Here is a 21245-nt window from a genome sequence, read left to right as displayed (position 1 = left end):
GGGACGGACGGATCCGGGCCCGCGGGGTGGGGAGGGGTCAGCGGGTGCGGCCGTCCTTCTCGGCCTCGGCCCGCGCCGCCTTCTCGGCCTTCTCGGCCTTGGCGGCGTGCAGCTCCTTGACCCGGACGGTCTCCTTGCGGACCTCGGCCTGGGTGGCGCGCTCGGCGCGCAGCCACTCGGGGTCCTCGTCGCGCAGGGCGTCGATCTGCTCGGTGGTGAGCGCGTCGGTGATGCCGCCGCGGGCGAGGCCCGAGATGGACACGCCGAGGCGGGCCGCGACGACGGGGCGCGGGTGCGGCCCGTTGCGGCGGAGTTCGACCAGCCACGCGGGCGGCTCGGCCTGAAGGGCGTTGAATTCGTCGCGCGTGACGACACCCTCCCGGAACTCTGCGGGGGTGGCTTCGAGGTACACACCCAACTTCTTGGCCGCGGTCGCGGGCTTCATGGACTGGGTGCTGCGGTGCGACGTCATGCCGTCCAGGATATCGAGCGCGGGCGGCCGGTCGTGACCACGGCCGGTAATCTGGCCCGGTGACAGGCTCGGAAAGCTCCCCCTCCCCCGTTCCCCCGACCCCTCAGGACGCCCCGGACGCCCCGGAGGCGCCGGACGTGACGGACGCGCCGGAGGCCGTCGACTCGCCGGAGCCGGCGTTCCGCCTGGCCTACGTGCCGGGCGCCACTCCCGCGAAGTGGGCGCGGATCTGGCGCGAGCGGATGCCGGACGCGTACCTGGAGCTGCTGTCGGTGCCGGCGGCCGAGGCCCCGGGGCTGTTGCGGGCCGGCGGGGCGGACGCGGGGCTGGTGCGGCTGCCGGTGGAGAAGCCCTACTTCAGCGCGATCCCGCTGTACACCGAGACCTCGGTGGTCGTCGTGCCCAAGGACCACGTGATCACGGCCGCCGAGGAGGTCGTGCTCGCGGACCTCGCCGAGGAGGTCGTGTTCCTGCCCCTGGACGACGTGCTGGGCTGGTCGGAGGCGGAGCTGCCGGGGACCCCGGGGTTCCAGCGGCCGGAGACCACGGTGGACGCGATCGAGCTGGTGGCGGCGAACGTGGGCGTGCTGGTGGTGCCGCAGTCCCTGGCGCGCCTGTACCACCGGCGGGACGTGACGTACCGGACGGTCACCGACGCCCCGCAGTCGCGGGTGGCGCTGGCGTGGCCGGAGGAGCGGACCACCGACGCGGTGGAGGACTTCATCGGGATCGTGCGCGGGCGCACGGTGAACAGCTCGCGGGGGCGACGGACCGAGGAGGGCCGGGACGCGGGCAAGGAGACGAAGGAGGCGAAGGGCGCGCGCGGCGGGGCCAAGGGGGCCAAGCCGGCCGCCGGCGGGCGACGCCAGGGCCAGGGCGGCCAGGCCGGTCAGGGCGGCCGGCGCGCCGGCGGGGCCTCGGGTCGCGCGGGCGGCGGGCGCTCGGGGCAGGGCGGCAAGAACACGGGCCGCGGGCGCCGGCGGGGCTGAGGGCCGCCGCCGCGTCGCGGGAGAACGGGACGGGCCCGCCGACACCATCCGGTGTCGGCGGGCCCGTTCCTCGTACGGGGGCTCAGGCCGCGCCGACGAGGGAGCCGCGCGGGGGCGCCGGCCGCAGCGGGACCGTGAGCTCGGCCAGGGCCCGCTCCAGTCCGTGCAGGTGGCGCAGGGCGGGCTCGGCCGGGGCCTCCTGATGGGCGTGGTGGGCGGGGGCCGGGGCGTGGCGGGCGCGTTCGCCGGCGGTGAGGTCGGCCACGGCGTGCTCGACCCGGCGGCAGGCGGCGGCGAGGCGCTCGTCGTGGGAGGCGGCCGGGTCGGCGGCGACGGCGGCCAGGGCGCGGACCTCGCGGGAGCAGGCGTCGAGCAGGGCGAGCACCTGGCGGGCGCGGGCCTTGCGGGCCCGGAAGGGGCTGAGCGGGTGGACCAGGGGGGCCAGGGCGGGGCGGACCCGGCCCAGCAGCAGTTCCAGTTCCAGCACGTGCGGGGAGGGGTCGGCGGTGGGCGAGCCGGCCAGTCGGGCGCCGGCCTCGGTGGTGGCCGCGTGCACGCAGCGCAGGGCCCGCTGGATCCACGCCTCGTTGGTGGCGTGGGTGGTGACGGGCAGGACCACGATCACGGCGAGCCCGGCGAACAGGGCCCCGACGCCGGTCTCCAGCAGGCGCAGCACGAGCAGGTCGTGGTCGAGGACGCCGAGGAGCCCGTAGAGGAGTCCGGCCATCAGGGTGACGGCGAGCATCATCCACGAGTAGGAGACCGGGGCGGTGTAGAAGATCCCGAACACGCACAGCGCGACGAGGACGGCGGTGGGCCATCCGGCGCCGTCGAGGGGGATGGCCACGAGCACGCCGGCGATGACGCCGACCACCGTGCCGAGCACCCGGCGGAAGCCCCGGACCAGGGTCTCGCCGCGCGAGGAGGTGTTGACGAAGATCCACCAGGCGGTGCCGACGGCCCAGTACCAGCGGTCGCTGGAGAGGAGTTGGCCCACGGCGAGGGCGGCGGCGCAGGCGGCGGTGGCCTGGAATGCCTGTCGGGTGGTGGCCCGGGCCAGCCGGACCCCCGGCAACGGGGCCGGCAGGGGGGCGGGCGGGGTGCGGCGTTCGATGGGCCAGAGCACGAAGCGCACGAGGCCGGCCGCGACCAGGGCCAGGGTCACGGAGGCGAAGAGCTCGGGCAGCTGCGCGGGCGCGGCGTGCAGGAACTGGGTGACGAAGAACTGCATGAAGGCGAAGATGCCCAGGGCGTGCCCGCGCGGGCCGAAGCGGCGGGCGTAGACCCCGGCGAACACGATCGCGATGAAGGCGATGTCGCGCAGGAGCGGGATGCCGTGCAGGGTGGTGGCCAGGGCGAGGACCGGGAAGCCGGCCGCCGGCAGCAGGGCGGTGGTGAGCCGCTGGGCGGTCACGCTCGTGTCGGTGACCGTGAACAGGGCCAGGAGCGCGGCGAGGCCGCTGGTGATGGAGGCCACCAAGGACAGTCCGCACAGTTCGGACAGGGCCACGGCGGCTCCGACGCCGATGACCGCCCGGGACGCGATCCGGAGCCGGAGCAAGCCCGGGTCCGGGGCGATGAACATCTTCTTCACGGCGGTGGCCGCCCCCCTGTGATGCTTCCGCCGCGTCGCGTGGTCGCCCGGGGGTGGTGGGGCACGCGGACACGACGAAAGGCGCCGCGGGTCCGGGCCGGCTTCGTCGCCGGGCCGGCGCTGGACGGCGCCGAAGTACGTGGATACACCACAGATAATCATCACGGGTGCCGGTAGCTCAAGCCCGCCCGGTTCTTTCGGGTCGGCGGGCCCGTGATTTCGGCCACTGGCGGGGCCGGTGGCGTGCGCTCGACCCGACCGCGTCACGTCAAGGGGGACTTTGAGTACCCATAAGGCAGCCTTATGCATACATAAAGCGGTGTGAATACCGTTCCGGTCCGGAGCTTCGTTAGGGTGCCCTAAGATCAGTGCTGCACCACTCGAAGGGAACCTGCCATGTCCCGCCCGCTCCGGGTCGCGATAGTCGGCGCCGGCCCCGCCGGCATCTACGCCGCCGACGCTCTGCTGAAGTCCGAGACCGCCGCGGAACCCGGCGTCTCCATCGACATCTTCGAGCGGATGCCGGCGCCCTTCGGGCTCATCCGCTACGGCGTCGCCCCCGACCACCCCCGCATCAAGGGGATCGTCAAGGCCCTGCACCAGGTGCTCGACAAGCCGCAGGTGCGCCTGTTCGGCAACGTCGACTACCCCAAGGACATCGACCTCGACGAGCTGCGCTCGCTGTACGACGCGGTGATCTTCTCCACCGGCGCGACGGCCGACCGCGAGCTGTCGATCCCGGGCATCGACCTCGACGGCTCCTACGGCGCCGCCGACTTCGTCTCCTGGTACGACGGCCACCCCGACGTGCCGCGCACCTGGCCGCTGACCGCCCGCAAGGTGGCCGTCCTCGGCGTCGGCAACGTGGCCCTGGACGTGGCCCGCATCCTGGCGAAGACCGCCGACGAGCTGCTGCCCACCGAGATCCCGGCGAACGTGTACGACGGGCTCAAGGCGAACGAGGCCGTGGAGATCCACGTGTTCGGACGGCGCGGCCCGGCCCAGGCCAAGTTCAGCCCCATGGAACTGCGCGAGCTCGACCACTCCCCCACCATCGAGGTCATCGTCGACCCCGAGGACATCGACTACGACGCGGGCTCGATCACCGACCGCCGCGCCAACAAGCAGGTCGACATGGTGGCCAAGACCCTGGAGAACTGGGCGATCCGGGACGTGGGCGACCGCCCGCACAAGCTGTTCCTGCACTTCTTCGAGTCGCCCACCGAGATCCTCGGCGAGGACGGCTCCGTCGTCGGGCTGCGCACCGAGCGCACCCGACTGGACGGCACCGGCAACGTCGAGGGCACCGGCGAGTTCCGCGACTGGGAGGTGGAGTCGGTCTACCGCGCGGTCGGCTACCTCTCCGACGAGCTGGCCAAGCTCCCCTGGGACGTGACCACCGGGACCGTGCCCGACGAGGCCGGTCGGGTGATCTCCGGCGGCGAGCACCTGACCTCCGCCTACGTCACCGGATGGATCCGGCGCGGCCCCATCGGCCTCATCGGCCACACCAAGGGCGACGCCAACGAGACCGTCGCGAGCCTGCTGGCCGACCACGCGGCCGGGCGGCTGCCCGCCCCGGCCACGCCCGAGCCCGAGGCCACCGAGGCCCACCTGGCCGCGCGCGGGGTCCGCTACACCACGTGGGAGGGCTGGTACCGGCTCGACGCGGCGGAGAAGGAGCTCGGCGCCGCGCAGGCCCGCGACCGGGTGAAGATCGTGGAACGCGAGGACATGCTCAAGGCGAGCGGGGCCTGAGCCCACCGCGCGCGGGCCCACCGCGCGCACCCCTCCCGATGCCCCGAACGGCGCTCGGGGGCGTGTGACCTTCGGGTCCGCACGCCCCCGAGCGCCGTCGTTCGTTCGGATGAGCCTCGGCGCGGTATGACGACATTCAACCCCTATGACCCGATAACGTCCCCACGCAATCGGCCGGGCCGACCGGGCCCCGCGGCCGGGGAAGCGAGGGGCCAGTGAACCGCACGAGGATCGTCGGATGGACCGCGGCCGGGGCGCTGCTCCTGGGCGCCGTGGGCTGGGGAGCGTGGGAACCGGCGGACGGGGCCCCGGTCGCCGCCCCGTGCACCCTCGACCTGTCGCGCGAGGAGTGGGTGCCGGCCTCCCTGGGCCGGTTGGCGTACGGGACGGTGGAGCGCGAGCTCACCTTCGCGGCCGGCGCGGCCGGGCCGCCGGCGGCGGGCGGCGAGGTCGGCGCGGACACCGGGACCCGGGCCCAGGCCCCCGTGCAGGCCGGCGGCGGGGTGCGGCGGGTGCGGATCCGGGTGGAGCGGGTGTTCCGGGGCGAGGTGCCCACCGAGGTGGTCCTCGGGCAGCGCGTCCTGGGCGACGGGCGGGGCGGGGTCCGGGCGGAGGATCCGCTCTACCACACGCTGGAACCCGGCAAGAGCTACGTCTTCGGGTACCGGCCCGACCCCTCCTACGGCACCGGCTGGGCGCTGTTCGCCAAGCCCATCGGCGCGGCCTCGGTGGAGCGGTGGGTGCGGCACACGGCCCGCTCGGCGAAGCCCCCCGTGGGCCCGCCCTGCGTCCAGCCCTCCTGACCCCGGCCGCCCCTGCCCCCGCCGCCCCGGCGCGGCCTGCGAGAATCGCCGGCAGGGGCGTGCGCGACGCCCCCGGGACGGGAGGGCGACGCCGATGACGGGGCGCGCGGAGGAGCACGGGGAGTCGACGGCCGGGGAGGCCGGGGGGCGACGCCGCGGTCAGGGCGAGTTGGAGATCGGGGTGGTGGCCGCGCTGCGGGCCGCCGAGGGCCCGGTGACGGCCGCCTGGGTGCGCGAGCGGCTCGGGGGCGACCTCGCGTACACGACGGTGATGACGATCCTGACCCGCCTGCACGCCAAGGGCGCGGTCACCCGGGAGCGGGCCGGGCGTTCGTTCCGGTGGACGGCGACCTCGGACGAGGCCGGGTTGGCGGCGCTGCGGATGCGGCGGGTGCTGGACGCGGAGAGCGACCGGGAGGCGGTGCTGGCGAGCTTCGTGACGGCCCTGTCCCCGGGGGACGAGCGGCTGCTGCGGGAGCTGCTGACCGATCCCGCCGAGCCGGAGGACCGCTGACCTCATGGGGGTGTTCGTCTTCCTGCCGTTGGTGCTCCCCCTGACCGCCTGGCCGTTGGCTCGGCTGGCCGAGCACCATCTGCACCCGCGCGCGGCGACCCGGCTGCTGTCGGTGGCCGCCGCGACCCTCGCGGTGTGCAGCACCCTGTGCCTGGGCCTGCTGATGGTGGTGGGGACGGCGCAGTTGCCTGGCAATCCGCTGCCGGACGCCTGGTCGGATCCCGAGGTGCGGGCGGCCGTGCCCTACGACGAGGTCGCCGGCAAGGCGGCCATCCCGGCGCTGCTCGCGGTGCTCGGCTCCTGCGGCTGGGCGGGGGTGCGGGCGGTGCGGCTGCGGCGGCGCTGCCGGCGGGCGCTGCGCGGACTGCCGGCGGGCCGCACGGTGGCGGTGCTCCCGGACCCGGACCCGTACGCGTACGCGCTGCCGCCGGGTTCCGGCGCGCCCGGTCGGGTCGTGGTGACCTCGGGCCTGTTGGCGGTGCTGGGGGCGGGCGAGCGGCGGGCGCTGTTCGCGCACGAGCGGGCGCACCTGCGCGGCCGGCACGACCGGTACCTGCTGGTGGTGGAGCTGGCCGCGCGGGCCAATCCCTTCCTGCGGCCGTTGCGCGAGATGGTGCGCTACACGGTGGAGCGGTGGGCGGACGAGGAGGCGGCGCGCGCGGTGGGCAGCCGGCGGGTGGTGGCCGGGGCGATCGGCAAGGCGGCGCTGGTGGCCCGGGGCGGTCCAAGCCCGTTGGCGGCCGGGGTCGCGGGTTTCGCGCGGCCGCTTCGGCGCGGGGCGCCGGCGGGGGCCGGGCCGGTGCCGCGCCGGGTCGCGGCGCTGCTGTCGCCGGCGCCGCCCGCGATGTGGTGGCCGGCGGCGTTCACGGTGGCCGGGGTGGCGGCGTGGGGCGCGGCGGTGGGCACCACGGCCTCGGCCCTGGCCTCGGCGAACTCGGCGGTCACCCTCTTCCTGATCCTGCGCGCGGCGCCCGTCTAGGAGGGCCCCGTCGCATGTGAGCGCCGGTCCGACGGGCGGGGGTGGTGGGGGCCGGCTACGCTCGGGGGATGGACCCGGTCGCCGCGTTGCGGCGGATCGCCTTCCTGTTGGAGCGGTCCCAGGATCCCGGCCCTCGGGCGCGCGCCTTCCGGACGGCGGCCGAGCGGGTCGGCGCGCTGCCCCCCGACGAGATCGCGGCGCGGGCCGCCGCCGGCACCCTGGTGGACCTGCCGGGGGTGGGGCCGAAGACGGCGGCCGTGGTGGTGGAGGCGCTGGCGGGGCGGATCCCCGAGTACCTGGCGCGACTGGAGCGGGAGACCGAGGAGTCCTTCGGGCCGGCGGCGGACCCGCAGGGGCGGGGGCGGGCCCTGCGGGAGGCGCTGCGGGGGGACTGCCACCTGCACAGCGACTGGAGCGACGGCGGCGCCGACATCGCCGAGATGGGGCGGGCGGCCATCGAACTGGGGCACGCGTGGGCGGTGCTCACCGATCACTCGCCCCGGCTGACGGTGGCCCGGGGCCTGTCGCCGGAGCGGCTGCGGGAGCAGCTCGACGTGGTGGCCGCGCTGAACGCGGACTGGGCGCCGTTTCGGCTGTTGACCGGGATCGAGTGCGACATCCTCGACGACGGGTCCCTGGACCAGGAGGACGAGCTGCTGGAACGGCTGGACCTGGTGGTGGTGTCGGTGCACTCGAAGCTGCGGATGGACCGGCGGGCGATGACCCGGCGGATGGTGGCGGCGGTGAGCGATCCGCGCGCCGACGTGCTGGGGCACTGCACGGGACGGCTGGTGACCGGCCGGACCCGGCCGGAGTCGGAGTTCGACGCGGCGGAGGTCTTCGCGGCCTGCGCCGAGCACGGGACGGCGGTGGAGGTCAACAGCCGGCCCGAACGGCTGGACCCGCCGCGCCGGCTGTTGCGGGAGGCGGTGGCGGCGGGGGTGTGGTTCGCGATCGACACCGACGCGCACGCCCCGGGCCAGTTGGCGTGGCAGATCCGGGGGTGCGCGCGGGCGGAGGAGTGCGGGGTGCCGGCCGACCGGGTGGTGAACACCCGGTCGGCCGAGGAGCTGTTGGCGTGGGCGGCCCGGCCGGGGGCACGGGCCGATCCCTGACGGCTCAGGTGTGCAGGAGCCGGTCGAAGAAGGAGCGGTAGCTGCGCAGCGCGAGCCGGAGTTCCTCGGTGGCCGGGTCCTCGCCGGGGGCCTGCTCGTGCCACTCGGCCTCCAGGATCCGCTTGTGCTGCGCGAAGGACCCGGTCAGGGCGCGGACCACTTCGCCGACGAGGGCGTCGGCGGCGCGCACGGCCTCCTGCGGGTCGTCGACGAAGCGGCCCTGGATCTCGTGCCAGGAGCCTCGGAAGTTCCGGGCGTCGCCCTCGTCCAGCAGGGGCGCGGGGCCGTGCGGTTCGCCCTCGACGACGCCGTGCCGGGACCCGGCCTCCGTGACGCCGACCCCGGGGGCCTCGTGGCCGGGCCCGGCGGAGGCGTCGGGGGTGTGGCGCGGCGGCTCCCGGTAGGGGTCGGCGGGGGCCTGTTCGGGAGCGGTGGGCGCCGGGTGGTGCAGGGCGGCCTCGGCGGCGCGGCGGGATTGTTGGGGCGGGATGGAGTCCAGGCGGTTCGGCCCGGGGGTCGGGGGGTGGACGGGGGCGGGCGGGGCGGCGGTGGCGGAGCGCGGGGCGGGACGGGATCCGTCGGGGCGCACGCCCTCGGGTCGGGGCCCGTCGGGTCGGGGCTCGCGGGTGCCGGGCCGGGGGCCGGGGCGCGGCCGGTCGGTGTGCGGGGCGGTCTGCGGCTCGGAGCGCCGGTCCTGCGGGGGCTGGGCGTGCGGAGGCTGGGCGTGCGGGGGCTGGGCGTGCGGGTACGGGGTGTGCGGGTCGGCTGCCCGGGTGTTGTCTCGGGCGGCGTCGCGTTCTCGGTCGTACGGCATCCGGTTCACCTCGGTCGGGTCGGTGTGCGGGTACGGGTGGGCGGGGCCCCGGTCAGGCCGCGCGCGGGCGGTCGGCGCGCGGCGCGTGCTTCTCGGCGTGCGCCGGGCCGCTCGTGGCGGTCAGTTCGCGGAACAGGGTCCGGTAGTGCAGGAGGGCGGCGCGCAGGTCCTCGGTCTGTTCGGGTCCGGCCGCGGCGCCGCCGGTGCGGACGGCGGCGGCGTGCCGGTAGCCGTCGAGGGTGTGGGCGTGTTCCACGGAGAGGATCCGCAGCCGGGCCTCGGGGCCGTCGGTGGGGTAGCCGCGGTCGCGCATCACGCGGGTGACCAGGTCGTCGGCGTGGGCGACGGCGGCCTCGGGCCGGTCCACGAACTCCTCTTGGACGGCCTCCCACTCGGCGGTGTGGCGGGCGCGGGCCTCGGGGGTCAGTTCGCGCAGGGGCAGGTCGCGGTGTTCGCGTTCGCGGTCGAGCAGGTCGCGTTCGCCCTCGGTGCGTCCGCCGGCCCGTTCGACGGCCCGGTCGTACTCGGGGCCGAAGCGGGTGCGCAGGCGCCGGCGGCGCAGGAGCGGGCGGGCGAGGAGCGCGGCGAGGGCGATCAGCAGGACGAGCAGGATCGCGAGGGCTGCCATCGTGCCGTTGGCCATGGGTTCCTCCCGGGGGGTTTCGGATCGGCCCGCTTCGGATCGGCCCGTGCGGTGACCGTGCGCCTGCCCGGTGTCGTCGACCCGAAACGGGCGCGTGCCGCGCGGGAGTTGACGGGACGCGCGCGAGCCCCACGTCGCGCGGCGGGGGTTGGATGCGCGACGTGGGGCTGTCGGGGGGCCGGCGGACGCCGGCGGGGTGCGCGGGTGGGCTCAGACGGTGAGCCAGACCGCGGTGTCGGCGGGGAGCGCGGCGCCGTCGAGGGGACCGGAGGCCACGAGGACCTCGCGGTGCTCGGGGAGGGCGACCGGCTCGGTGCCGAGGTTGACGACCACGAGGGTGTCCTCGGTGCGGCGGAACGCGAGGGTGTCCGGGCCGAGTTCGATCCAGTCGAGTTCCGTGCCCGGGGTGGCCGGGTGGGCGCGACGGGCGGCGAGGGCGGCGCGGTACAGGCCGAGGACGGAGCCCGGGTCGCCGGCCTGGGCCTCGACGGTGCGGTCCTTCCACGTGCTGGGCTGGGGCAGCCACGGGGCGGTCCCGGCGCCGTCCGGGGAGAAGCCGAAGGGGGCCTCGTCGCCGGACCACGGGAGCGGGACGCGGCAGCCGTCGCGGACCGGGTCGGTGTGCGCGGCCCACAGGCGGGAGGGGTCCTGCCAGACCTCGCGGGGCAGGTCCTCGACCTCTTCGAGGCCGAGTTCCTCGCCCTGGTACACGTAGGCACCGCCGGGCAGGCCCAGGCTGAGGAGGGCGGCGGCGCGGGCGCGGCGGACCCCGAGGTCGAGGTCGGCGGGGGTGCCGTACGCCTGCTTGGCCTCGCCGAGGGAGGTGGCCTCGCGGGAGTAGCGGGTGGCGTGGCGGATGACGTCGTGGTTGGAGAGGACCCAGGTGGGCGGGGCGCCGGCGGGGGCCAGCGCGGTGAAGGTGCCCTCGATCTCGGTGCGCAGGGCGGCGGCGTTCCAGGCGCAGCCGAGCAGGCCGAAGTTGAAGGCGGTGTGCAGCCGGCCGGGGGTGAGGTAGCGGGCCATGCGCTCCGGGGAGGAGACCCATGCCTCGGCGACGAAGGTGCGGTCGCCCTCGTAGGCGTCGGTGACCTCGCGCCACTCCTCGTAGATCGCGAGGGTCTCGTCGCGGTCGAAGTAGGGGTGGTCCTCGGACTGGGCGGAGCCGAGCATCTCGGCGTCGGCCTCGGCCATGTCGGGGAGGTCGGGGTGCTTGGTGAGGCCGTGGGCGACGTCGATGCGGAAGCCGTCGGCGCCGAGGTCGAGCCAGAAGCGGAGGATGTCGAGGAACTCGGAGCGGACCTCGGGGTGCTCCCAGTTCAGGTCGGGCTGGGCGGAGGCGAACAGGTGCAGGTACCACTGGCCGTCCTCGACGCGGGTCCAGGCCGGGCCGCCGAAGATGGACTGCCAGTTGTTGGGCGGGAGTTCGCCGTGCTCGCCCTTGCCCTCGCGGAAGTGGTAGCGGGTGCGGGCGGCGGAGCCGGGTCCGGCGGCGAGGGCCTCCTGGAACCAGACGTGCTGGTCGGAGGTGTGGTTGGGGACGAGGTCGACGAGGACGCGCAGGCCGTGGGCGTGGGCCTCGTCGAGGAAGACGCGGGACTCTTCGAGGGTGCCGAAGCCGGGGTCGATGGCGCGGTAGTCGGAGACGTCGTAGCCGGCGTCGATCTGCGGGGAGGCGTACCAGGGGTTGATCCACAGGGCGTCGACGCCGAGGTCGCGCAGGTAGGGCAGGCGGGTGCGCAGGCCCGCGATGTCGCCGATGCCGTCGCCGTTGCCGTCGGCGAAGCTGCGGATGTAGACCTGGTAGATGACCGCGTCGCGCCACCACGGGGTGTGCTGAGCCATGGGAGTTGCCGCCTTTCGGGGAGGTGTGTGGGGAGGGGTGCGTGGGGTGCGCGGGGTCAGCCCTTGACCGCGCCGGAGGTGAGTCCGGAGACGATGAAGCGCTGGAGGTAGAGGAAGAGGGCCACGATCGGGATCGCCATGAGGAGGGATCCGGCGCAGAAGAGGCCGAAGTTCGCGTCGCGCTGGCCTTCCTGGATCATTCCGTAGAGGCCGACGGCGAGGGTCTTGGACTCGGGGTCGGTCAGGAAGATGTTGGCGAGCAGGAACTCGTTCATGGTGCCGATGAAGCTCAGCAGGCCGGTGACGGCCAGGACCGGGGCGACCAGCGGCAGCATGATGGTGAAGAAGACCTGGCTGTGGGAGGCGCCGTCGACCTTCGCCGATTCGTCCAGGGACTTGGGGACGGTGTCGAAGAAGCCCTTCATGAGCCAGGTGTTGGCGCCGAGCGCGCCGCCCATGTAGAGGAGCACCAGGGCCCACGGGGTGTTGAAGCCGAGCCCGGGGTAGTGGGTGCTGATCCAGGTGAACATGAGGTACAGGGCGACCACGGCGAGGAACTGCGGGAACATCTGCACCAGCAGCAGGGCGGTCATGCCGGCCCGGCGGCCGCGGAAGCGGAACCGGGAGAAGGCGTAGGCGCCGCAGGCGGAGGCGAACATCGAGAGCCCGCCGGCGATGGCGGAGATCATCAGGGAGTTCGCGAACCAGGTGCCGTACTCGGTCTCGGTGAACAGCTTCTCGAAGTTCACCAGGCCCGCGTCGCTCGGCCACAGGGTGGTGGAGCCGAGGGTGCCCTGCGGGTTGAAGGCCGCGGAGACCACGAAGACGATCGGGACCAGGGAGAAGACCACGCAGACGACGGCGATCAGGTGGCGCCACCATTCGGCGGGGCGGCCGGATCCGGTGTGGCCCGCGGGCCTGGGCTTCGCGCCGGCCCGGGTCTTGGGCGGGGTGGGGGTGAGCGTGGCCATCAGTTGACCTCCTCCATGGCGCGGGCGCGGCGGAAGCTGACCAGGGAGATCACCGCGACGATGACGAAGATGAACAGGGAGATCGCCGCGGCCAGGCCGTACTGGGCGCCTTGGCCGCCGAACGCGAGCCGGTAGGTGTACGTGATGAGCAGGTCGGTGGCGCCGGCCATCGGGCTGTCCGGCGGGAAGGGTCCGCCGCCGGTGGTGAGGTAGATGGCGTTGAAGTTGTTGAAGTTGAAGGCGAAGGAGGCGACCAGCAGCGGGAAGAGGGCCACGAGGACCAGCGGCATGGTGACCTTGCGGAAGGCCGTGAAGCGGCCGGCGCCGTCGATCTGGGCGGCTTCCTTCAGTTCCCCGGGCACGGACTGGAGGGCTCCGGTGGAGACCAGGAACATGTACGGGTAGCCCATCCAGAGCTGGACGACGAGGACGGCGAGGCGGGCCGTCCAGGGTTCGCCGAGCCAGTTGACGGAGAGCCCGAGGAGGCGGTTCACCAGGCCGAAGTCCTGGTTGAACATGTCCGCCCAGACCAGCAGCATCGCGAAGGCGGGCATGGCGTAGGGGAGGATCAGCAGGGACCGGTAGATCTTCTTGCCGCGCATCCGGGGGTGGTGCAGGGCGAGGGCCACGAAGAGTCCGAGGCCGAAGGTGATCAGGACGGTGGTGACGGCGAACGCGAGGTTCCACACCAGGGTCTGGCCGAAGTACTTGCTGATGGTGGGGTTGGTGAGGGTGTCGGCGAAGTTCTTGAGGCCGACGTTGACCTTCCAGCCGTTGCCGAGCTTCTCGCCGTCGGCGGTGACGAAGTTGCCGGTGCTCTCGTCGGCGGTCCAGACCCGGCCGGTGGCCGGTTCGCGGATGGCGTCGGCCTTCTCGTCGTGGAAGCGGGCCGGGGCGGTGATCTGGGCGCGGGTGAAGCCCTCGGCGCGCAGCACGCCGCCCTCGACCTCGACGCGCAGGTCGGCGAGTTCGCCGCCGCGTCGGGCGGCCTGTTCGGGGGTCAGCGGGGTGAAGGCGCCGGGGTCGGTGACGGGGGCGATGCCCTCACCGGGTCGGGCCACCCGCTCGCCGGCGGGGGCGGCCGGGTCGGTCAGGAGGAGCGCGAGGGGGCCCTCGGCGGGGTCGGCGCCCCGGGGGACGGCGACCTTCAGCCGGTAGTCGGGGGTGCCGGGGACCTGCGCGATGGAGGCTTCCTCGATCGTGGCGACGGCCTCCTGTTTGGTGCCCCGGTGACCGTCCCCGAAGTTGGTGAAGGCGGTGGAGACCGTGTACAGGATCGGGACGATCTGGAAGGCGATCAGGAAGACGGTGCCGGGCACGAGGTACTTCGCGGGCAGCAGTCGGCGAGAGAGGTAGACCCAGAAGATGAGGCCGGTGGCGACCGCGAGGACGCCCAGGCCGAACCAGTTGCGGGCCTCGGCGAGGGGGAAGGCGCCCCAGACGGCCAGGGCCAGGGCCGCGCCGAGCAGCAGGGCCTTGCCGAGGAGGGCGGCGGCGGAGGTGGGCCGGTCCTCGCGGGAGGCGAAGGGGTTGCGGGGGCGGCGCGGGCCGGCCCCGGGGTCCGGCTCCCCGGTCGGGGGCGTGGTCGCGCGGGCGCGGTCCCGGTCCCGTTCGGGGGCGGGGGTGTTCACGGTCATCTCCCTCAGTCCTTCTGGTCCGCGTCGGGCCGGGCGACGGGGGGTTCGATGCCGAGCTGGTCGGCGACGGCCTTGGCGAGGGCCTCCACGGTCGGCCGGACCTCGGCGCCGCCGATGACGGCGGCCTGGGCCTTGCCGAACGGGTCCCAGACCACGTTCATCTCGGGGATGGCGGGCTGGACCACGCCGTTCTTCCCGGCGTCGAGGAACTTGCGCAGGTCGGGGTTGGAGTCCTTGAAGTGGTCGAGGGCGACCTTGAGGGCCGGGGGCCTCGGGTTGGCCTCGGTGAGGGCGATGGACGCCTCCGGGCTGCCGCCGACCTCGGCGACGAACTCCTGGGCGAGGGCCTTGTTGTGGCTCTTGGCCGCCACGTAGAAGGCCTGGACGCCGATGAAGGGACCGCCGGCCTCGTGCCCGGCGAAGGGGGGCACGGCCTGGATCTCGTAGTTGACCCCGGCCTTCTTGACGTCCGGCACCGACCAGGGGCCGGAGAGGAGGAAGGGGGCCTTGCCGGAGGCGAAGGTGGGGATGGCGTTGTCCTGGCCGATGGAGCGCTTGAGGGCGCCCTCGCCCTTCTCGCCGAGTTCGCGGAACTTCTCGAAGGCCCGGATCGACGCCTCGGTGCCCAGGCCCAGTTCCTCGGGGAGGTACTCGCCGGCCTTGTCCCGCCCGAACAGGTAGCCGCCGGCGGAGGAGTAGAGGGCGTAGCCGTGGTAGGCGTCGCCGGGCTGGCCGACCGGGACCGACATGATCTCGCTGGTCCTGCCCTCGGCCTTGAGGCGCTTGCCGATCTCGACGGCCTCCTCGAAGGTCGCGGGGGCCTCGGGCACGAGGTCGGTGTTGCGCAGGAGGGCCACGTTCTCCAGGGCGTACGGCATGCCGTAGGTCTGGCCGTTGAAGGTGACGGCCTGCACGGAGCGTTCGTGGAGGGATGCCTTCTGCTCGCCGCTCAGGCGGACCGGGTCGATGGCGCCGTTCTGGACCAGGTTGCCGATCCAGTCGTTGGCGCCGACCACGACGTCCGGTCCGGTGCCCGCCTGGGAGGCGGTGAGGAAGGTGGCCTGGAGTTCCTTGGAGACCGCCTGCACCGACACCTCGGTGCCGTACTTCTTCCCGAAGCTCGCGGCGAAGCCCTTGAGGGCGGCGGCGCGCTGGTCGTCGGCCCAGATCGTGAGGGTGGGCCGACCCTTCGCGGCGGCTCCGGCCTTGTCGGCCCCGGCTCCGCCGCCCGCGCAGCCCGTGACGACGAGGGCTCCGGCGACCACCGCGGCGAGCGCGGTCCACCGGCGGCGCCGGCGGGGCGCGCGTCCCCTGTACTTCTCCACGAGGGCTCCCTTCCGCACGGCTTTGTGCGGGGTTTCGAATAACGGTCCCGGACCTGGATCGACGAGGACCGACCACGACCCATGAGGGTTTCTTGGGAAGGAAATGTATCAGAGGTTGCGGTTCTTGCTGCAAGATCTTGCAAGCTTCTTTCAGCCATCCCAACTCCCTTCCAGGATGGGCCCTGAGCAGCGAGGACACCCTCCGGAACAAGGGACCTTGGACTCTGGCGAGAGGTATTTCGATTCCCGGACAATCAATTCCGGACGGACATTTCGGTGCGCCTCACCGAGGGCCGCGACCCCCCGTGCCACGCTCGTTCCCCATGGACGTGAGCACCTTTTACGCATTGTTCTCCGCCACCTGTTTCACCCTCGTCGGGCTCTGGTGGAACGTCGTGCAGAGCCACCCCGAGTGGCTCGCCGAGCCGGACCGGCGGCGCACCGTCGGCGGGATCTACCTCTCCTTCCTGCTGCCCGCCCTGATGGGCCTGTTCGCACAGGTCGGCGGGGTGGAGACGCCCCAGGTGTGGCGGGCCTCCTTCGTGGTCGTGGCCCTGGTGGGCTGCGTGTCCACCACCCGGCTGTTGACCGCCTCGCGCGGCTCCCGGACCCCCCGGGACCGGGCCCTGGGCTGGGCGCGGGGCGCGAGCGTGCTGCTCTACCTGGCGATCGCGGTGATCGGCGCCGCCCCCGAACTGGCCCGGGTGGTCCACGTCAAACCGATCCAGGCCGAGGCCCTGTTGTTGATCCTGCTCGTGGTGATCGGGCACGCCCTGGTGTGGCGGTTCATGGCCGGCGAGGGCCGTGCGGACACCGCCGGGGCGGACGCGGAGACCGCGTGAAAAACGCTGCGGAAACAGTGCGAGTTGAGCGCGCCTGAGCCCGTCCGCACCCTGGGGCCATGGACGTGGACGTGGCACGAGGCACGGGGACGGACGCGGAGGACGAGTTCTGGGCGGCGGCCTTCCGGGACGGTGACGAACGCGCGGTGGAGCGGATCTGGCGCCGCTGGCGGCCCCTGGTCCTCGCCCTGGCCCGCCGGAGCCTGGGGGACGAGCGCGAGGCCGAGGACGTCGTGCAGCAGGTCTTCCTCGCGGCATGGCGCGGCCGTGAGGGCTACCGGCCGGGCCCGGGGGGCATGGGCGCCTGGTTGACGGGCATCACCCGGCACAAGATCGCGGACGCGCTGGCCGCCCGCACCCGCCGCGCCCGCCTGCTGCGGATGTCGGTGGGCACCCTGGCCGAACCCTGCCGGACCCTGGGCGCCTGCCCCGGACCCGGCCCCGAACAGGCCGTGGACCGGGTGCTGTTGCAGCGGGAACTGGACCGGCTGCCGGGGGCGCAACAGCGGGTGCTGCGGCTGGCCTTCTACGCGGACCTCACCCAGACCCAGATCGCGGACCGCACCGGGCTGCCGCTGGGCACCGTCAAGAGCCACATGCGCCGCGCCCTGCGCTGTCTGCGCGAGACCCTCGGACCCTCCGAACCCGCCCTGGCCGCCCTCTCCTGAGGCGCGTGGGGCGGGGCCGGGCCCTCAGACCGGCAGCGGGGTGAGCGGGGTCAGCAGGCCCGTGATCGTCTCCACGGCCGACCGCAGGCCGTGCAGGCGCTCCACCCGCGGGCCCCCCGTCCGCTCCGGGGCCGCACCGGACCAGCCCGGTCCCGCGAGCAGCAGCGCGCTCTGGGCCCGGGCCCCGCGCACCCCCCACTCGATGCCGCCGACCGCCCGCACCAGGGACCGGTCGGCGGTGCCGCGTCCCTGGGACCACAGGGTGACGACGCTGGGGCCCAGACGGCGCACGGCGTCCCGCAGGGCGTCGGCCGGCAGGGCCGCGCCGAACATCCGCACCGGCACCCCCCGTTCACCGAGGGCCGCGCCCAGCGCCTCGATGGGCAGGCTGTGCTGCTCCCCCGGCATGCACGCGAGCAGCACCGGCGCGGTGCCGGGCGCCTCGGGCCCCGGGCGCACCCCGCGCAGCACGGTGGACACGTGCCAGGACAGCAGGTGTTCCACCTCCACGTACCGCTCTCCCGCCGAGGCCCATTTGCGCCCGACGGCGTGCAGGGTGGGGGCCATCACCTCCTCCCAGGCCCGGATCAGTCCGTGCTCGGCGACGGCGGCGGCCAGCAGGTCGGCGACGGCCGGGGCGTCGAGGCGGACGGCCGCGCGGGCCAGCCCCCGGCACTCCTGGCGGACCGCCTCGCCCAGCGGCAGCGCGTTGGGGCCGCCGGGCACCCGGCCGCCCGCGGGCCCCGGGCCGGCGGGGGCCGGTTCGGCGAGGGCGGGTTCGGCCAGGGCCCCGGGGTCGGTGGGGTCGACGGCCAGCGCGGCCCGGGCGGCGGCCGAGGGCGGCACCCCCTGCGAGGTGAGTCGGCACATGAGTTCGAGGCGGGCGATGTCGGCGGGGGTCCAGCGGCGGTGCCGGCCGTCCTCGCGGTCGGCGGGCCCGATCGCGTACCGCCGCTCCCAGGACCGCAGGGTGGTCGGGGAGACGCCCAGCCGGCGCGCGACCGCGCCGGTGGTGAGGGCCGCGCCGGCGGGCAGGTCGGGGGTCACGCCGCCCACGATACGGCGCCCCCTCGCCCCGCCCGCGCGCTCACGCGGCGCCCCGTCCCCGACGGAACCGCTCCAGGCCCTCGGCGAGTTCCACGATCGGGTCGGGGTAGTCGTCGAACGCGGCCCGGTCCAGGCCGGTCAGCTTCCACGGCTCGTGCACGGCGGGCCCGGCCAGCCCGGCCAGTTCCGGCACCCAGCGGCGCACGTAGTCCCCGTCCGGGTCGTAGCGGTGGGCCTGACGGATCGGGTTGAGGACCCGGTTGGGGCGGGTGTCGGTGCCGGTGCCGGCCACCCACTGCCAGTTCATCTGGTTGTTGGCCACGTCCCCGTCGACCAGCAGGTCCAGAAAGTGCCGGGCGCCGATCCGCCAGTCCACGTACAGCGTCTTGGCGAGGAACCCGGCCGTGACCAGCCGGCCCCGGTTGTGCATCCAGCCCTCGTGGGCGAGCTGGCGCATCGCGGCGTCCACCAGCGGGTAGCCGGTGCGACCCTCCCGCCACGCCGCGATGTCCTCCTTGGCCTCGCCCTCGGTGCGCCAGTGGTCGCCCCGGGCGCGGTAGTCGGCGCGGGCGGCGTCGGGGCGGGCCGCGAGGACCTGGTGGTGGAAGTCGCGCCAGCAGACCTGCCGGACGAACGCCTCCGCCCCCGGTCCGCCCTTGGCGCGGGCCCGCGCCACCACCTCGGCGGCCGAGACCGTGCCGAAGTGCAGGTGCGGGGAGAGCCGGGAGGTGGCGTCGCCGGCGAGGTCGTCGTGGATCTCCTCGTAGCGGTCGATCCCGCGCAGCCAGGAGGTGAGCAGCGAGCGGCCCGCGCTCTCGCCGCCCTTGGCCAGGCCCGGGGAGACCCCGGAGAGCGCCGAGCGGCGGGGCAGCGGGTCGGAGGAGAGCTGGTCGGGGACGCGCACGGTGCGGGGCGCGGCCAGCGGGGCGCGGGCGGGGGTCTCCGCCCAGCGGCGCAGGTAGGGGGTGAACACGGCGAAGTGGTCGGAGCCGGTCGGGGTGACGGCGCCGGGGGCGACGGCGGTGACCACCGCGTCGTGCACGTAGAGCCGCCGGCCCTCCGCCTCCAGGGCGCGGCGCAGGCGTTCCTCGCGGGCGTGGGCGTAGCGGGTGACGCCGGCGGCGGTGTGCACCTCGTCGGCGTCGACCTCGCGGACCACGGCCAGTACGGCGGCCACCGGGTCCCCGGAGCGCAGCACGAGCCGGCCGCCCCGGTCGCGCAGGGCGGCGTCGAGGTCGGCGAGGGCGTCGGCGAGGAAGGCGAGGCGGTTGGGCGCGGCGAAGCCGGCGGCGTCGATCCCGTCGTCGCGCACGAAGAGGGGGACGACGGCGTCGCCGGAGGAGAGGGCGGCACGCAGCGGCGGGTGGTCGTGGACCCGCAGGTCCGAGGTGTACAGGACGCACGCGACGTTCATGGGGGTTCTCGCTCCGGCGGCTCGGGTGGCGGGTGCTGACGGGCGGGATTCGGCGCCGGGGCGGGTTTCGGATGCGGGCCGCCCGGGCGCGGGCCGGTCAGTGGGCCTGGGCGGCGCGTTCGGCGGTGCGGCTGATGTTGCGGGCCATGCCGCCGAAGACGACGGCGTGGAAGGGGGACACGCTCCACCAGTACAGGTGTCCGGCGAGGCCGCGCGGGTGGAACAGGGCGCGCTGGCGGTAGCGGGAGCGGGTGTGGGGGTGCTCGGGGTCGGGTTCCACGACGAGTTCGAGCCAGGCGGGGCCCGGCAGGCGCATCTCGGCGCGCAGCCGCAGCAGTCGGCCGGGGCGGATCTCCTCGACCCGCCAGAAGTCGAGGGCGTCGCCGACCCGCAACCGGCCCGCGTCGCGCCGGCCGCGTCGGATGCCGACCCCGCCGACGAGCCGGTCGAGCCGGCCGCGCACGGCCCAGGCCAGGGGGAAGGAGTACCAGCCGTTCTCGCCGCCGATGCCCTCGACCACGGTCCACAGGGTCTCGGTGTCCACCTCCACGTCGCGACAGCGCAGGTCGGTGTACAGGCTGCCGCCGGCCCAGTCGGGGTCGGTGGGCAGGGGGTCGCTGGGGGCTCCGGGGAGGGCGGCGGAGGACCAGTGGGTGGCCACGTCGGCGTCGCGGACCCGGCGCAGGGCCAGGGCGATGGCGTCGTCGAGGCCGAGGGGGGCGCCGGGCGGGTCGGGGACGTACCGGTCGATGTCGTGTTCGGCGCACACCACCTCGTGGCGCAGGGACTCGGCGAGCGGTCGGGCCAGGGCCCGGGGGACGGGGGTGACCAGGCCGATCCAGTGGCTGGACAGGCGGGGGGTGAGCATGGGGACGCGCAGGATGAGCCGGTGCGGCAGGCCCGCGACGACGGCGTAGCGGCGCATCATCTGCTCGTAGGTGACGATGTCGGGCCCGCCGATGTCGAAGGCCCGGTGCACCTCGGGGGGCATGGTCGCGGAGCCGACGAGGGTGCGCAGCACGTCGCGGACGGCGATGGGCTGGATCCGGGTGCCGACCCAGCTGGGGGTGACCATGACGGGGAGGCGTTCGGTGAGGTAGCGGAGCATCTCGAAGGAGGCCGAGCCGGAGCCGATGATGACGGCGGCGCGGAGCACGGTGGTGGGGACGGGGCCGGCGAGCAGGATCTCGCCGACCTCGGCGCGCGAGCGCAGGTGCGGGGAGAGGCGGTCGGCGGGCACGTCGCGGGGGGTGAGTCCGCCGAGGTAGACGATGCGGCGGACCCCGGCGACGCGGGCCTGGTCGGCGAAGACGCGGGCGGCGGCCCGGTCGAGGGCCTCGAAGCCCCGGCCGCCGGTCAGGGAGTGGACCAGGTAGTAGGCCACTTCCACCTCGCGCATGGCGGCGCCGAGGGCGACGGGGTCGGTGACGTCGCCGTCGACGATCTCGACCCGGTCGGCCCAGGGGTGGTCGCGGAGCCGTTCGGGTCCGCGCACCAGGCAGCGGACCGTGAAGCCGGCGGCGAGGAGTTCGGGGACCAGGCGGCCGCCGATGTAGCCGGTGGCGCCGGTGACCAGGCAGAGGGCGCCCGGGGCGGGGGCCTTCCGGGGGGTGGGGTGCGGGTCGTCGGCTGCGGGCATCGGGGCTCCCCTCGGGCGGCCGGGGCGGGCCGGCGCGTGCTGTCGGACGGTCTGTCCGGGTTTCCCGCCGGGTCGCCGGCCCGGATGCGGGGGTCCGCATCCGGATCCGGTGGACCGGCCGAACTCCCACTCGATCACACCCGGCACGCCCTCACACCCGGGCGGGCGCGGACGAACGG

Annotated in this window: 19 protein-coding genes; 8 read left to right on the top strand and 11 right to left on the bottom strand. The window is 74.9% G+C overall.

Annotated elements, in window-relative coordinates:
- Window positions 1–37: 37 nt before the first annotated feature.
- Entirely contained in the window at window positions 38–472 is a 435-nt protein-coding gene (locus tag ACN20G_RS25130; RefSeq protein ID WP_424215082.1) for a DUF5997 family protein, read from the bottom strand.
- A 137-nt stretch (window positions 473–609) separates the two neighbouring features.
- Here ACN20G_RS25130 and ACN20G_RS25125 point away from each other — a divergent pair, with 137 nt between their 5' ends.
- Window positions 610–1461, top strand: coding sequence for a LysR family substrate-binding domain-containing protein (locus tag ACN20G_RS25125; RefSeq protein ID WP_424215081.1), 852 nt, complete (start codon window positions 610–612; stop codon window positions 1459–1461).
- Between the two features lie 82 nt (window positions 1462–1543).
- Here the strand turns inward: ACN20G_RS25125 and ACN20G_RS25120 are convergent, their stop codons facing one another.
- On the bottom strand, window positions 1544–3046 hold the full coding sequence (locus ACN20G_RS25120; protein WP_424215674.1) for an FUSC family protein: 1503 nt from the start codon (window positions 3044–3046) through the stop codon (window positions 1544–1546).
- 405 nt (window positions 3047–3451) lie between these two features.
- On the opposite strand from ACN20G_RS25120, the gene ACN20G_RS25115 reads away from it, so the two are divergent.
- The 5 genes from ACN20G_RS25115 to ACN20G_RS25095 all read left to right on the top strand — a co-directional run bounded on the left by ACN20G_RS25115 (window position 3452) and on the right by ACN20G_RS25095 (window position 8224).
- Window positions 3452–4813: an FAD-dependent oxidoreductase gene (locus ACN20G_RS25115; RefSeq protein ID WP_424215080.1), complete on the top strand. Its 1362-nt coding sequence runs from the start codon at window positions 3452–3454 to the stop codon at window positions 4811–4813.
- A gap of 215 nt (window positions 4814–5028) precedes the next feature.
- On the top strand, window positions 5029–5616 hold the full coding sequence (locus ACN20G_RS25110) for a hypothetical protein (protein ID WP_424215079.1): 588 nt from the start codon (window positions 5029–5031) through the stop codon (window positions 5614–5616).
- Between the two features lie 94 nt (window positions 5617–5710).
- A complete protein-coding gene (locus ACN20G_RS25105; protein WP_424215078.1) occupies window positions 5711–6130 on the top strand; it encodes a BlaI/MecI/CopY family transcriptional regulator in 420 nt (139 codons plus the stop codon).
- Window positions 6131–6134: 4 nt separating this feature from the next.
- Window positions 6135–7109 carry a M56 family metallopeptidase gene (locus ACN20G_RS25100; protein WP_424215077.1) on the top strand — a complete coding sequence of 325 codons (975 nt, stop codon included), beginning with the start codon at window positions 6135–6137 and terminating at the stop codon, window positions 7107–7109.
- 68 nt (window positions 7110–7177) lie between these two features.
- Window positions 7178–8224 carry a PHP domain-containing protein gene (locus ACN20G_RS25095; protein ID WP_424215076.1) on the top strand — a complete coding sequence of 349 codons (1047 nt, stop codon included), beginning with the start codon at window positions 7178–7180 and terminating at the stop codon, window positions 8222–8224.
- Between the two features lie 4 nt (window positions 8225–8228).
- Here the strand turns inward: ACN20G_RS25095 and ACN20G_RS25090 are convergent, their stop codons facing one another.
- The 6 genes from ACN20G_RS25090 to ACN20G_RS25065 form a co-directional block, all read right to left on the bottom strand.
- A complete protein-coding gene (locus ACN20G_RS25090) occupies window positions 8229–9038 on the bottom strand; it encodes a hypothetical protein (RefSeq protein ID WP_424215075.1) in 810 nt (269 codons plus the stop codon).
- A 52-nt stretch (window positions 9039–9090) separates the two neighbouring features.
- Entirely contained in the window at window positions 9091–9681 is a 591-nt protein-coding gene (locus ACN20G_RS25085) for a hypothetical protein (RefSeq protein ID WP_424215074.1), read from the bottom strand.
- A gap of 210 nt (window positions 9682–9891) precedes the next feature.
- On the bottom strand, window positions 9892–11523 hold the full coding sequence (locus tag ACN20G_RS25080) for an alpha-amylase family glycosyl hydrolase (RefSeq protein ID WP_424215073.1): 1632 nt from the start codon (window positions 11521–11523) through the stop codon (window positions 9892–9894).
- A 56-nt stretch (window positions 11524–11579) separates the two neighbouring features.
- Complete coding sequence (locus ACN20G_RS25075) at window positions 11580–12494, bottom strand: sugar ABC transporter permease (protein WP_424215072.1); 915 nt, start codon at window positions 12492–12494, stop codon at window positions 11580–11582.
- Complete coding sequence (locus ACN20G_RS25070; RefSeq protein ID WP_424215071.1) at window positions 12494–14131, bottom strand: ABC transporter permease subunit; 1638 nt, start codon at window positions 14129–14131, stop codon at window positions 12494–12496. Before ACN20G_RS25070 ends, ACN20G_RS25075 begins: the two co-directional genes overlap by 1 nt.
- Before the next feature lie 5 nt (window positions 14132–14136).
- Window positions 14137–15456 carry a sugar ABC transporter substrate-binding protein gene (locus ACN20G_RS25065; protein ID WP_424215070.1) on the bottom strand — a complete coding sequence of 440 codons (1320 nt, stop codon included), beginning with the start codon at window positions 15454–15456 and terminating at the stop codon, window positions 14137–14139.
- Window positions 15457–15779: 323 nt separating this feature from the next.
- On the opposite strand from ACN20G_RS25065, the gene ACN20G_RS25060 reads away from it, so the two are divergent.
- Both ACN20G_RS25060 and ACN20G_RS25055 read left to right on the top strand, forming a co-directional pair.
- On the top strand, window positions 15780–16298 hold the full coding sequence (locus tag ACN20G_RS25060) for a hypothetical protein (RefSeq protein ID WP_424215069.1): 519 nt from the start codon (window positions 15780–15782) through the stop codon (window positions 16296–16298).
- Between the two features lie 59 nt (window positions 16299–16357).
- Window positions 16358–16966 carry an RNA polymerase sigma factor gene (locus tag ACN20G_RS25055; protein WP_424215068.1) on the top strand — a complete coding sequence of 203 codons (609 nt, stop codon included), beginning with the start codon at window positions 16358–16360 and terminating at the stop codon, window positions 16964–16966.
- A 24-nt stretch (window positions 16967–16990) separates the two neighbouring features.
- Here the strand turns inward: ACN20G_RS25055 and ACN20G_RS25050 are convergent, their stop codons facing one another.
- The 3 genes from ACN20G_RS25050 to ACN20G_RS25040 form a co-directional block, all read right to left on the bottom strand.
- Window positions 16991–18013: a MerR family transcriptional regulator gene (locus ACN20G_RS25050; RefSeq protein WP_424215067.1), complete on the bottom strand. Its 1023-nt coding sequence runs from the start codon at window positions 18011–18013 to the stop codon at window positions 16991–16993.
- A 40-nt stretch (window positions 18014–18053) separates the two neighbouring features.
- Window positions 18054–19427, bottom strand: coding sequence for a cryptochrome/photolyase family protein (locus ACN20G_RS25045; protein WP_424215066.1), 1374 nt, complete (start codon window positions 19425–19427; stop codon window positions 18054–18056).
- A 97-nt stretch (window positions 19428–19524) separates the two neighbouring features.
- Window positions 19525–21066 carry an SDR family oxidoreductase gene (locus ACN20G_RS25040; protein ID WP_424215065.1) on the bottom strand — a complete coding sequence of 514 codons (1542 nt, stop codon included), beginning with the start codon at window positions 21064–21066 and terminating at the stop codon, window positions 19525–19527.
- Window positions 21067–21245: the final 179 nt, after the last annotated feature.

The organism is Streptomyces dryopteridis, from assembly GCF_049606955.1.
In the GTDB taxonomy this organism is placed as follows: Bacteria; Actinomycetota; Actinomycetes; order Streptomycetales; family Streptomycetaceae; genus Streptomyces.
This window is presented reverse-complemented; position numbering and strand designations above follow the sequence as displayed.